The sequence below is a fragment of the Pseudomonas sp. CLCA07 genome (assembly GCF_053615335.1).
In genome coordinates, this window is sequence record NZ_CM132131.1 from 345,088 (window position 1) to 358,482 (window position 13,395).

Genomic DNA, 13,395 nt, shown 5'->3' on the forward strand with positions numbered 1-13,395 from the left:
CAGCTACAACGACTACCTGTCGCCAATAGCTATGGAGCAGAATGCGGCATAAACACCGTAACTGGTGTCCGGGATTACTTGACCAGTTCAGGTAGGCTCCCGATGGAGGCATCGAGCACCACCCCGCACTCGCCCCGCTAGAGCAACACCCGAGAAAGGAGACTGCATGGACTCCGGGGGCTCCCCCTCGCTCCGGGTGGAGTGACGAAAAAACACCTCGCACAGACCCCATCGCGGATTTATCCGCGATGGGGTCTGCAACCGCGTAGCAACGTGCGGTCAGCAGCAACAGCATCATGCCGACAGGATAAAGTCCGTCTGATCGATACCTGAGCTGCTAACACCGACAAGGCGAATAGAGTCCACTCCGATCCCGATCACCGTGTCCGCCCCGTCAGCCGCAATGCTCACGTTGGCAGCGAACGTCTCGCTGCTGATCCCCAGCCCCGCGATATTGAGCAAGTCCTGCCCTCCGGTCGGATTGATATCGAAGCCCTGGATCGAGTCGTTGCCGAAGCCTGCGGCAGCAAACACGAAGGTATCGTTGCCGAAGCCGCCGTTGAACGTGTCGTTGCCCAGCCCGCCGAAGAACAGATCGTCACCCGCACCACCGACCAGAATGTCGTTGGCCTGGCCGCCCAGCATCGTGTGGTTTGCCGCCGCTGCATCGTAGGCCAGCTCACTGCCGCTGCCCTCGGCGTTCGCCTGCAAACCTGCGGCCGCGTATTGGCCATTCAGCGCGACCTGCGTCACATGCGCACCGTCGCTCACGCTCAGCATGCCGCCGGTGCCTGTGTCATTCGCGGCATAGGTGATCTGGGTATTGGAGCCGAACGCAATATCGCCAAAGTCCAGCGTGTCACCTGCGGCAAAACCGCTGACGCTACCACTGAACGCCGCTGACACATCAAGCTTGAGCGTGCCTGCCGCGCCGCTGTCGAACGTCACATGCTGATCGGAGGCAGCACCGAATTCCAGAATCGCCGAACCGCTGATAGTCGCGCTTCCCGCGCCACTGGCATCTCCGTGGATGATGATATTGCCATCGTTTGCCCACAGGCTGCCGCTGTTGACGAGCGCACTTTCAATAACCAATCCGCCGCTGCCGCTGGCTTGCAGCACACCAGAGTTGGTCACGGCACTACTACCGGTATCGATCACCAGCGCATTGACGCCGCTGGCAAGGACCAGGCCCGAGTTGACCAGCATCATCTGCCCCGCTCCCAACTGGCCGGCACCCGAGATTGTGTTGTCGGCATTGGTGAGCACCGTGTCCGTGCTGCCACCAAAGATCACGTTCTGCGCGCTGTCGGACAGCACCACTTGCCCGCCTCCGGTCAACGTCGCGCCACGGAACAGAATCTCAAGATCGGTCCCGCTGCCGGTGGAGCCGAGCGCTATGGTGCCGCTGTTGTCGATGCTGCCACCGAACGGCATGATCGCGCCGTCGGCAATGGTGATAGTGCCCGTATTAGTCGTGACCGGGTTCACATCGAACAGTAGGTTGGCCCCGCTCAACGCCGCCGCATCCACACCGTTGATGGTGATCGTCTGGTCGGCGCTGATACTGAGCACGGCATTGCCGCTCGCGTCATTGGCGATACTCACATCCGCAAAATCATTGACGCCCGTGAAGCCGATCAAGTCGATCTTGTCCGCCGCCGCATCGAAGCTGTAAATGACATTGTTGCCGATCGGCCGGGCGAACACGAAGGTGTCGGCACCGGACGAACCGGTCAGGTTGTCGTCGGTGGACAAGGCGAAGATCGGTGCGCCTGGGGCATAGATTTCGACGTTGTTGAACACGTAGGCGCTTGCGGTGCTGCCGTCGCTGTTGCTCCAGTACATGTTGACATCGAGCACCAACGCACCGGCGAATTCGCTTGGAGTTGTCACAGTCAATGCGCCGGGATCGCTGGTCTGCACGGTCCAGGTGCCATCGCCATTGTCGGTTCCTGCATTGAACACCCACCCCGAAGGAACACCGCTGATGGTCACCGTCACGGGGCCGCTAATATCGGCCAGTGGAACGTTGAGGGCCAGATTGATGGGTTCGCCGGCAACGCCTGCCGGAAGGTTTGCACTGCTCCCGGCCGCACCAGGATTACCCGCCTGGTCGGTGTAGCTGTTCGCGGCAACGTCGACTTTTATGCTACCGCCCAGCGTTCTGGTCAACGTTGCCGTGTAGGTATCGTCGTCAACCTGGGTAAAGTTACTGAAGGTTCCACGTGGCGTTCCGCTCGTTGTCGACACTGCTACATCAGACAGGTTGAAACCGCTCACCTTCTCACTGAACTGGAATGTGACCGTCGACGTTGAACCCATCGAACTCCCTAAGGCAGTCCCTGTCACTATCACCGTTGGCGCCACGGTATCAACTGGCGTCTCAACGACGTTCTGCACGTTCACCGTAATCGTCTGCGTGTCGATTCCGCCATTGCCGTCGGACACCTGAACGTCCACAACGTAGGCGTTGTCGCCGTCAGTACCACCGACATCCTGGGCATTCTCGTAATCGGGCGCTGAGTTGAACGTCAGCACCCCGCTCGAACTGATCGAGAACTTGCTGAAGTCCGTCCCGGTCGTATTCAGGAGCGAGTAGCTCAGCGTCTGCGCCGGCAGATCAGCATCGGTCGCCGCCACCGTCGTGACCGCCGTGGTGTTCTCCGCCACATTGACCGAAGCCGTCGTACCACCACCGTTGGAGGTGATCACCGGGGAGTTGTCGTTGACTCCCGTCACGGTTACCGCAATTGCCTGGTCGTCAAACAGCGTGCCGTCCGACGCCCGCACAATCACGTCATAAACGTTGTTCGTTCCCGAATCAGTCGGTGCTTCAAAGTTGGGTGCAGAGATAAAGCTCAACACGCCTGTGCCTGAAACGATCGAGAACTTCGCGGCATCCGCTCCGCCGACGATGCTGTAGCTCAGCGTTTGTGCCGGCAGATCAACATCGGTCGCCGCCACTGTCGAGACCGCCGTGGTGTTCTCCGCCACGTTGATCGAAGCCGTCGCACCGCCACCGTTGGAAGTGATCGTCGGTGAGTCGTTGCTGCCGGCGATATGCACGGTGACCGAAGTGAGGGTGCCGTCGGCACTGTTCACCGCGAAGGTGTCGGTGTAGGTGGTACCGGCGGCGAACTCGTTGTGGGCGGAGTTGGCGACGTAGGTCCAGGCACCGCCGGTGCCGATGGAGAACTGGCCGTAGCTACCGGCGGTGTTGGACTGCGCCTGGAAGCTTTCCGGGCTGTCGATATCGCTAATGGTCAGGCTGCCGCCGGTGGTCAGCGGAGCATTGGTTTCGCTCAGCGTAACGCTGGCCGAGGACAGCACGGCGGCGTCGTTGCTGCCGGTGACGGTGATAGTCACCAGTTGGGTGTCGACACCGCCCAGGCCGTCGCTGACCTGCACGCTGAACACTTCATCGTGACTCTCGCCGGCCTTCAGCGATTGCACGGCACTGGCAACGCCATCGGTGCCGTTGGCCAGGGTGTACGTCCATTGGCCGCTGCTGTCCACGGCGATCGAGCCAAAGGTGCCGGTATTTGACCCGGCAATACTCCAAGTGGCGGTTGCATCGTGATCGATGTCGGCCGAGCTGAACTGGCCACTCACGCTGAGCGTGGTGTCTTCCTGCACCGCGCCGGCAGCATTGCCCGTCGCGAAACTGAGCACTGGCGCATCGTTGCTGCCGGTAATGGTGATGGTGACGGTTTGCGGCGCCGAGGCCGCGTTGCCCGTACCGCTGTCGTCGCTGGCCACCACGGTGTAGGAGAAGCTGATGGTTTCACCGGCGCTCAGGAAGTCCAGGTTCTCGCTGCTGCTGTAGGTCCAGCCGGCCTGATCGACCGAGAAGCCAGCCACCAGCGCCGCGGCCTGCGCCGCACCGAGCGTGCCGCCGCTCCAGGCGATGTCGTGGTTGGCGCTCTGGCTGACCGTCACCGTGTCGTGGCTGTCCAGATCGGCGAAGCTCAGCGCCCCGCTGTCGCTCAGCGTGGCCGCGCCGTTGCCTTCGCTCATCGCCCCGGTCGGGTCGGTGATGGTCAGCGTTGGCTGGTCGTTGGTGCCGGTCAGGGTGATCGTCACCGTTTGCGCCGCCGAGGCCGCGTTGCCCGTACCGCTGTCGTCGGTGGCCACCACGGTGTAGGAGAAGCTGATGGTTTCACCGGCCCGCAGGAAGTCCAGGTTCTCGCTGCTGCTGTAGTTCCAGCTGTCCTGATCGACCGAGAAGCCGGCCACCAGCGCCGCGGCCTGCGCCGCACCGAGCGTGCCGCCGCTCCAGGCGAGGTCGTGGTTGGCGCTCTGGCTGACCGTCACCGTGTCGTGGCTGTCCAGATCGGCGAAGCTCAGCGCCCCGCTGTCGCTCAGCGTGGCCGCGCCGTTGCCTTCGCTCATCGCCCCGGTCGGGTCGGTGATGGTCAGCGTTGGCTGGTCGTTGGTGCCGGTCAGGGTGATCGTCACCGTTTGCGCCGCCGAGGCCGCGTTGCCCGTACCGCTGTCGTCGGTGGCCACCACGGTGTAGGAGAAGCTGATGGTTTCACCGGCGCTCAGGAAGTCCAGGTTCTCGCTGCTGCTGTAGGTCCAGCCGGCCTGATCGACCGAGAAGCCAGCCACCAGCGCGGCGGCCTGCGCCGCACCGAGGGTGCCGCCGCTCCAGACGAGGTCGTTGTTTGCTGTCTGGCTGACCGTCACCGTGTCGTTGGTGTCCAGATCGGCGAAGCTCAGCGTACCGCTGTCGCTCAGCGTGGCCGCGCCGTTGCCTTCGGTCATCGCCCCGGTCGGGTCGGTGATGGTCAGCGTTGGCTGGTCGTTGGTGCCGGTCAGGGTGATCGTCACCGTCTGCGCTGCCGAGGTGGCGTTGGCCGCGCCGCTGTTGTCGGTGGCCACCACGATGTAGGAGAAGCTGATGGTTTCGCCGGCGCTCAGGAAGTCCAGGTTCTCGCTGCTGTTGTAGGTCCAGCCGGCCTGATCGACCGAGAAGCCAGCCACCAGCGCGGCGGCCTGCGCCGCACCGAGGGTGCCGCCGCTCCAGACGAGGTCGTTGTTTGCTGTCTGGCTGACCGTCACCGTGTCGTTGGTGTCCAGATCGGCGAAGCTCAGCGTACCGCTGTCGCTCAGCGTGGCTGCGCCATTGCCTTCGCTCATCGCCCCGGTCGGGTCGGTGATGGTCAGCGTTGGCTGGTCGTTGGTGCCGGTCAGGGTGATCGTCACCGTCTGCGCTGCCGAGGCCGCGTTGGCCGCGCCGCTGTTATCGGTGGCCACCACGGTGTAGGAGAAGCTGATGGTTTCACCGGCGCTCAGGAAGTCCAGGTTCTCGCTGCTGCTGTAGGTCCAGCCGGCCTGATCGACCGAGAAGCCGTCCACCAGCGCTGCGACCTGCGCCGCACCGAGCGTACCGCCGCTCCAGACGAGGTCGTTATTGGCGCTCTGGCTGACCGTCACCGTGTCGTGGCTGTCCAGATCGGCGAAGCTCAGTGCGCCGCTGTCGCTCAGCGTGGCCGCGCCGTTGCCTTCGTTCATCGCCCCGGTCGGGTCGTCGATGGTCAGCGTCGGCTGGTCGTTGGTGCCGGTCAGGGTGATCGTCACCGTTTGCGCCGCCGAGGCCGCGTTGCCCGTACCGCTGTCGTCGGTGGCCACCACGGTGTAGGAGAAGCTGATGGTTTCACCGGCCCGCAGGAAGTCCAGGTTCTCGCTGCTGCTGTAGTTCCAGCTGTCCTGATCGACCGAGAAGCCGGCCACCAGCGCCGCGGCCTGCGCCGCACCGAGCGTGCCGCCGCTCCAGGCGAGGTCGTGGTTGGCGCTCTGGCTGACCGTCACCGTGTCGTGGCTGTCCAGATCGGCGAAGCTCAGCGCCCCGCTGTCGCTCAGCGTGGCCGCGCCGTTGCCTTCGCTCATCGCCCCGGTCGGGTCGGTGATGGTCAGCGTTGGCTGGTCGTTGGTGCCGGTCAGGGTGATCGTCACCGTTTGCGCCGCCGAGGCCGCGTTGCCCGTACCGCTGTCGTCGCTGGCCACCACGGTGTAGGAGAAGCTGATGGTTTCACCGGCGCTCAGGAAGTCCAGGTTCTCGCTGCTGCTGTAGGTCCAGCCGGCCTGATCGACCGAGAAGCCGGCCACCAGCGCCGCGGCCTGTGCCGCACCGAGGGTGCCGCCGCTCCAGGCGAGGTCGTGGTTGGCGCTCTGGCTGACCGTCACCGTGTCGTGGCTGTCCAGATCGGCGAAGCTCAGCGCCCCGCTGTCGCTCAGCGTGGCCGCGCCGTTGCCTTCGTTCATCGCCCCGGTCGTGTCGTCGATGGTCAGCGTCGGCTGGTCGTTGGTGCCGGTCAGGGTGATCGTCACCGTTTGCGCCGCCGAGGCCGCGTTGCCCGTACCGCTGTCGTCGGTGGCCACCACGGTGTAGGAGAAGCTGATGGTTTCACCGGCGCTCAGGAAGTCCAGGTTCTCGCTGCTGCTGTAGGTCCAGCTGTCCTGATCGACCGAGAAGCCGGCCACCAGCGCCGCGGCCTGCGCCGCACCGAGGGTGCCGCCGCTCCAGACGAGGTCGTTGTTTGCTGTCTGGCTGACCGTCACCGTGTCGTTGGTGTCCAGATCGGCGAAGCTCAGCGTACCGCTGTCGCTCAGCGTGGCCGCGCCGTTGCCTTCGGTCATCGCCCCGGTCGGGTCGGTGATGGTCAGCGTTGGCTGGTCGTTGGTGCCGGTCAGGGTGATCGTCACCGTCTGCGCTGCCGAGGTGGCGTTGGCCGCGCCGCTGTTGTCGGTGGCCACCACGATGTAGGAGAAGCTGATGGTTTCGCCGGCGCTCAGGAAGTCCAGGTTCTCGCTGCTGTTGTAGGTCCAGCCGGCCTGATCGACCGAGAAGCCGGCCACCAGCGCCGCGGCCTGCGCCGCACCGAGGGTGCCGCCGCTCCAGACGAGGTCGTTGTTTGCTGTCTGGCTGACCGTCACCGTGTCGTTGGTGTCCAGATCGGCGAAGCTCAGCGTACCGCTGTCGCTCAGCGTGGCCGCGCCGTTGCCTTCGGTCATCGCCCCGGTCGGGTCGTCGATAGTCAGCGTCGGCTGGTCGTTGGTGCCGGTCAGGGTGATCGTCACGTCCTTGGTCACCGTCGCCCCGAAGTCGTCGGTCAGCGTCACCGTGAACACTTCGGTCTTGGTCTGGCCCTCGGCCAGGTACTGCGCCGCACCGTTGCTCAGCGTATAGGTCCAGCCCACGCTGCCCGCAGCGTCGCCCGCGCTCTCGTCGCTGACATTGGCCACCAGCGTACCCAGCGCACCGGACGGCGCGCTCACGCTGGCCACATGTGCGTGATCGGCCAGGTCCACGTCGCCGAAGGCGAAGCTGCCGCTGGTCACCGTGGTGCCGTCTTCGGCCACCGCACCGCTTTCGACTTCTGCCGCCGTCAGCGTCGGCGCGTCATTGGTGCCGGTGATCGTGATGGTCACATTTTTTGTTACCGACGAACCATGACCATCGCTGATGGTGACCTGGTAAGTTTCGGTTACTGTCTGTCCCTGGGCCAGGTACTGCGCCGCCGCATTGCTCAGGTTGTACGTCCATTGCACCGAACCGTTGGCCGCGTTCGCGGCTTCGCTTACCGCCGAGAGCTCGAACGTACCAAGATGAATAGCGTTGCCCCCCACCGGCGCGAACGTCGCCATGTGCGTGTCACTCAGGTCGACGTCGTTAAAGACAATCGTGCCGCTGGCCGTCAGCGAGTCGGTCGTGCTCGCAGTGGTGTCAGCGTCTTCGGTCACCGTGCCGGCCTGCGCGCCGGTACTGATCGTCACACCATCATTCACGCCCGAAAACTGCACTGTCGCGGTGGCCCAACTGAGCGTTCCGTTGCCGAGACGAATCGCATAGGTAAAGCTGTCCGTCAGGAGCTCGCCAGCAGCAAGCGCCTGGAGTTGTACCTTGAATTCAGAGGGCAAAGTAGCAGCGTCGTAACCGACCTTGCCGTCCGAGGTGATCCAGATCTTTGCACCATTCTTACTGGTGTCAGAGCTCATCGCCTCAGCCCCCGCCGTATCCTGGGTCAGGAGGTCGGCCGGAGCATAAACCTTGGTGGCAGTAGAAAGACTGTCCGCGTTGTCGAGTGACCAGAGTGTCTTCGCGTTGCCACCGAGGTCATTGGACATGACGTCCCAATACATGACCCCCAGCAGATTTTCAGTGGTGTTAAGGACGTCATCCTTCGCCTGCGGCGTGTTGGAAAACGAGGTAACGGTTCCGCCGCTGGTAGTTGTAGTGCTAGCCATGTCTTTCTCCCAAGAATGTCACTCTGAGCAAAAAACCGCTGTGGCCGCCAACAGCCGCAAGCCGATTCTTCCTCACCCCACGAACAGCTCACTCAACCGGCACCAGCCGGCTGGCCAGCAGCTTCACGCCCGCCCCGATCCTGCCGTCCTGTGGCTCAATGCGCACGATTTGTCCTTGCGCCTTGAACTTCATGGGGCCGCCAGGAGTCTCGAGCTCGATCTCGAAGTCAATCAAGCTACCCACCTGCTGCTCGCTATCGGTTTCGAAATACAAACCGGAGGCGCTGATGTCACGGGTGACACCGTTGCCCCCGCCGATCAGTTGCAGCGACAGGGTGACTTGTTCACGGGGCTCAATTCGGTATGCGTCTTTCATGACAGCAGTCTAAAAACGACCGTTGTTTTTTACATGAGTGCGCTCTCCCTTTTTTCTAGGAGTCAATCACCCATGAAAACAGTGTTTTACGGGACAAATGTCATGGGAGGGGGACTGATGCGCTATAGAAAAAAGCTACGGACTGCAACGATTGCTATCATGATCAGCTAACACAACCCGCCTAGAGAGGCAGCGAGCCGCATGCCAATTCAAGTCCTGTTAGTAGCTCTACCGCTCGTGGCCTGGGGCCTTGAGCGTCTGGTGGAAAGCGCACAACCAAGGTTGGCGCTGGCGGGCTCGGTGGCGTCGGTGGCGCAATACCTGCTTTCGCTAAACCAATACGCGCCGGATGTGGTGGTGCTGGACCTGGACAGCGAGGACTGTATCGAGTCGCTGGCCGACTTGCACAGCCAGACCAAAGCCAAGATTCTGGTCGTGACAGGGTCGAGCGACGTGGCGCTGCATGACAGTGCGGTGCTGGCGGGCGCACGTGGCGTAGTGGATAAGCGGGAGTCGGCATCCGCATCAACATTGCTCAAAGCCATAGAAAAAGTGCATGACGGCGAACTCTGGATTGACCGCAATGCGACCAGCCGAATCTTCCTTGAACTGGCGCGCAAGAAAGCCGAACGCGATATAGACCCGGAGCAACAAAAAATCGCCAAGCTAACGCGCCGCGAGCACCAAACCATTGCATCACTGGCCAGTGCCCCCTCAGCCTCTGGCAAGTCGGTGGCAGAGAAGCTGCACATCAGCGAGCACACGCTGCGCAACCATTTAACATCGATCTACAGCAAGCTGGGCCTGACGAACCGCGTAGATCTGTACGCCTACGCACACAAGCATGGGCTTTTCGCAGGCGACTGAGGACTCCTCTGACAACCTGGTGAAACCAGAGAGGAATTCGTAGGCGTCCGATGAGCCTGTGCCCAATGAGAGCAGATAGAGTCTGCCGTCTGCTTTCGGCTGCTATTGAGCCGATCTTAAGCTTCCTGTGGAATCGCTATCCCCACATTCCGGGAAAATAATCCCCATATATGGGCTTTAATACCGCGCTACCTGTTTAGATTTGCTGGCGAAATGCCGCAAGCGGTACCTCCTCAAGCCCGTCGCTGGGCATATATGGATCACTTCGGCCAGAAATTAAACAGCGTTCAACTCTTGGCATAGAGAATGCTGTGCTCTCATCCAGGGCTTTATTGGGTAGTTGAAGCTGCTACAACTAGATAAGCAGCATACCTAGGGCTACTCCCTATGCCTGCAATCGATGCAGTGTTTAAGCGCCTTCACCGTGGACCGGTTGACTCGATTGCACCCACCAGCCAACTCAATCTCCTGCGGTGGTTTTCCATCGCCAGTTTCCTTCTCATCAGCGCGATAGCTTTTGGGTTGGGCTCTATGGCAACAAGATTTCTAGTCACCGAAAGTCTTGAGCGCGATGCACTGCCCATTCCGGCGGATCACTCCCATGCGTAGTAAGCCGATAATCCAAACCTTGGTACTCATCCTCTTCATTTTTTCCACGGGGGCAGTCTTGTCACTCTTCGATGTGTTCGGCTGTTAACAGGGACCTGGAAAGGACGAAATCATGCCTGAAGAAAAACAACCCAGCCAAATTGCAGCCACTTTTCACAGGCTGTTTTTGGTCGCCTCCAGCCCTTCGCGACAGGCAGAGAAAGGAGTTTTTCCAACAAATACGGGGTTTAAAGGACGAATGGTCGGGGGGCGTCAAGCGCGGGGAATTGCCGGGAATTTACAGCCACTACAGGCTTTTCAGAAAGGCACGTTCGTCGCGTTGAAGTGAACTTCACTTACTCCATGTGTCACATTAGGTCCCCGTCAAGCGAACTTAAGTAGAGGTAAAGCCTTATGAGCATGGCCACAATTGTCAGTGCCGTGATTTCCAGTCTCGCGCCCAGTGTCTTCGACCAGAACAACCTGCAAGAACCTGGCGCGCATGTCTCAGCCGTTGAATACCACTACGGAATGGACATCGATGTGAAACGGGTACTGCAGCGCACCGATACATCCGATAAGACCGGCGTGGTACCGGTGACCCTGGTCTACGAAGACAGCGAGGGTGAAGTTCACAAGATCCGTTTCCTCGAATGGGGTGGAAGTCCCGCCGACCCCACCAGTATTGCCTGATCCGCTCGCCGTTAGGGTTCCGGGCCTCGCCTGCCCCCCAGAAGTGGAAGTTAAACCTCATATGCACAAAGTGCGAATGATGTTTTTTGTTACCTGAAAATGGACACGATCGAATGATTAAAAGTTCATTCGCGAAAATCGCTATTGTCCTGGCAGCGTAATGCCGCAAGATTAATTAATAGTAATTGCTGGATCTTAACTGCAATCAGGAACGGCAAACTCCAATTATGCCGTGCCGAGAGCAAAGTTGATCCACCATTATAACCAAGAGGTAACCATGGAACTTAGTATGTTTTCTTCGTCCACCGTGGAATATTTGCGTTTGGGCGTTGTATATTTTCATCTTATCGCCTGCTGTGTGGCAATCGGGCTGGTGTTGACCAGTGACATTGCAATGATCAAGCAACTCCTGAAGGGAGGTGCGTCAAGTCACCACGATGACGCGCACATGGAAAGTCTTCAAAAAACCGTAGGGCTTGCGCTGGTAGCGCTTTGGATTACGGGCATTGGCATTGTCGGGATCGATTATGCCGGCAAGGGGATGGAGTATTTCCTCAATCCAAAACTACAAGCCAAAATTGGCATAGTTGTGCTGTTGACCTTTAACGGCTTCCTGTTGCATAGCGCTGTAATGCCGGCGCTGAAAAAAGCCGGTTCGTTACTGAAACTCTCCTTCAACCTGCGCATGCTGGCGCTGTTCTCGGGTGCGTTCTCTGGCGTGTCGTGGTTCTATGCCGCCATGCTGGGTGTGGGTCGTCCGCTGGCCTGGAAGTACTCGCTGGTGGAGTTGCTGGCAGCCTATCCGGTTCTCATCGTCGGTGGATTCGGGATGATGGTACTACTCACTGCCTGGGCAAAAAGCAGAGACGCTGAAGGGCGCATGGAGCAAGGCTCCTGGTCAGTAAGAAACACCGCCCTGGCTGGATGATGAGGCCACGTTGAACAAGGAAGTTCAGCTTTAGCAAACAAACCCCGCTGTTAGCAGTTCACAAAGTTTTACTTGAGGATACCCAAATGAAATCCATGAAAGCTCTCTTCGTAATCGCCGCTCTGACCGCTTCTTCTCTGGCCATGGCCACAGGTGGTGGTGACAAGACGTTCAATCGCATGGAGGCGGCCCGGAAAGTCTCGATGGAAGCCTACCAGGTTGCACAGAAACAGAAGGCTGAAGCCGCTGTAGCTCAAAGCAAAGCCAAGGCGACCGATCACGCCAGCAGCTAATCTGTGTAGCGCGCCCCCAGGCTGACCGAAATGCGTGGTCTCAAGCCTCAAATGCAGCACCCAAGGTGCTGCTAGCGCCGGTGTAACCGAGATCCCACTTACACAAAATCCAGTGTGTTGAATCCACAGTCGTAAGTAGCCTTTCGCGAAGGGCTGCTTTGGGTTTTCTGTCCTTCGCCGACTTTTTCAACAGAATCGGCCAAAAGCGGTCGGTGGACAGATGAGTCCGACTTCCTGACCCTGCGCCACAAAAACGGGAGGGCTCCGGGTTTTGTGAACGACTGGGATTGTATTGCTTACCCGTCCAGCTCCGTCCCCACTGCCGCCATCCTCGTCAGTGTTTCGGACCGTGCGACAGATTTCGAAAAAAAGTCGCAAACCCCGCGACACTTCAGGGCTTGCGACTCTTTGCCGATACGTCCCTCAAGCTTGCGGGACGTTTTCTGCTGTTATGCCTGCCGTGTTCATGGCGGAACTTGCAGGCCTAGTTCTGCACCTCAGCCACGTCCCTGTCCGGGGCGTCTGGAGCGTCTGGAGCGTCTGGGGCGTCTGGGGCGTCCGCCATAGCCCCTCTGGCTGCGCGCGCATCAGCTTTGGCAGCGTCTCTAGTCGCATCTGCAGCAGCCTTCGCCGCATCTCTGGTGGCATTTGCGTTAGCCTTAGCGGCGTCCCTGGTCGCATCTGCGGCAGCCCGCGCAGCATCTCTGGTTGCATCTGCGCCCGCTACACCTGCAGCTTTTGCAGCATCCCTGGCGGCATCCGCATCAGCTCGGGCCGCATCTCTAGCTGCATCTGCGGCAGCTTTGGCATTATCTCGGGCTGCATCTGCATCGTTTCTGGCAGCGTCCCTGGCTGCATCTGCGGCATCGTCAGCGTCGTTGTCAGCGTCGTTGTCATGCGCATTGCCTGGGCCTCTGTTCCCGGCAATACCGCCATGGTCAGCGTCATGGTCAGCGTCGCCGCGTCCCGGGCCTCCATGACCGTCACCGTCATGACCAGCAGCATGACCGCCACCTTCTCCATGGCCGCTGCTACCGTGACCTCCTCCTGAGCCTCCACTGTTGGAGCCACCGCCACCGCCACCGGAGCCACTGCCGCCTCCGTGACCACCGTGACCACCTCCGCCGTCACCACCGTGACTACCGCCACCGGAGCCTCCACTACCAGAGCCACCGCCACCACCACCGGAGCCACCGTGACCACCTCCGCCTCCGCCGCTGCCACCGTGGCCTCCACCGCCGCCACCGCCACCGCCACTGCCGCCATCCTTGGCATACACGCTGGAGAAACTACCGATGTAATCGGGTACCAGGACAGTCGATGCCGACAGGACACCGCCAATTGCGAGAGCCAATAAACATTTTTTGAGCAGCATGATGCACCTCCGCTTGGCGTTG

Annotated in this window: 8 protein-coding genes and 1 pseudogene; 6 read left to right on the forward strand and 3 right to left on the reverse strand. The window is 60.6% G+C overall.

The window, feature by feature from the left end:
* Positions 1-294: 294 nt before the first annotated feature.
* Both ACWGZX_RS01680 and ACWGZX_RS01685 read right to left on the reverse strand, forming a co-directional pair.
* Complete coding sequence (locus ACWGZX_RS01680) at positions 295-8,253, reverse strand: beta strand repeat-containing protein (protein ID WP_452627020.1); 7,959 nt, start codon at positions 8,251-8,253, stop codon at positions 295-297.
* Between the two features lie 88 nt (positions 8,254-8,341).
* Entirely contained in the window at positions 8,342-8,629 is a 288-nt protein-coding gene (locus ACWGZX_RS01685; protein ID WP_452627021.1) for a PilZ domain-containing protein, read from the reverse strand.
* 201 nt (positions 8,630-8,830) lie between these two features.
* Between ACWGZX_RS01685 and ACWGZX_RS01690 the strand changes: the two genes are divergently transcribed.
* The 6 genes and pseudogenes from ACWGZX_RS01690 to ACWGZX_RS01715 all read left to right on the forward strand — a co-directional run bounded on the left by ACWGZX_RS01690 (position 8,831) and on the right by ACWGZX_RS01715 (position 11,998).
* Positions 8,831-9,496, forward strand: coding sequence for a LuxR C-terminal-related transcriptional regulator (locus ACWGZX_RS01690; protein WP_452627022.1), 666 nt, complete (start codon positions 8,831-8,833; stop codon positions 9,494-9,496).
* Between the two features lie 387 nt (positions 9,497-9,883).
* Positions 9,884-10,075: pseudogene (locus ACWGZX_RS01695) on the forward strand (two-component sensor histidine kinase); the annotation flags it as partial.
* Positions 10,076-10,217: 142 nt separating this feature from the next.
* A complete protein-coding gene (locus ACWGZX_RS01700) occupies positions 10,218-10,433 on the forward strand; it encodes a hypothetical protein (RefSeq protein WP_452627023.1) in 216 nt (71 codons plus the stop codon).
* 65 nt (positions 10,434-10,498) lie between these two features.
* The gene (locus tag ACWGZX_RS01705; protein WP_223521410.1) at positions 10,499-10,777 is read left to right on the forward strand and encodes a DUF2790 domain-containing protein; all 279 of its coding nucleotides are present in this window, start codon (positions 10,499-10,501) and stop codon (positions 10,775-10,777) included.
* A gap of 277 nt (positions 10,778-11,054) precedes the next feature.
* Positions 11,055-11,705: a hypothetical protein gene (locus ACWGZX_RS01710; protein WP_452627024.1), complete on the forward strand. Its 651-nt coding sequence runs from the start codon at positions 11,055-11,057 to the stop codon at positions 11,703-11,705.
* 86 nt (positions 11,706-11,791) lie between these two features.
* Positions 11,792-11,998, forward strand: coding sequence for a co-regulatory protein PtrA N-terminal domain-containing protein (locus ACWGZX_RS01715; RefSeq protein ID WP_223521405.1), 207 nt, complete (start codon positions 11,792-11,794; stop codon positions 11,996-11,998).
* A 723-nt stretch (positions 11,999-12,721) separates the two neighbouring features.
* Here ACWGZX_RS01715 and ACWGZX_RS01720 read toward each other — a convergent pair.
* Positions 12,722-13,255 carry a hypothetical protein gene (locus ACWGZX_RS01720; RefSeq protein ID WP_452627025.1) on the reverse strand — a complete coding sequence of 178 codons (534 nt, stop codon included), beginning with the start codon at positions 13,253-13,255 and terminating at the stop codon, positions 12,722-12,724.
* Positions 13,256-13,395 lie beyond the last annotated feature (140 nt).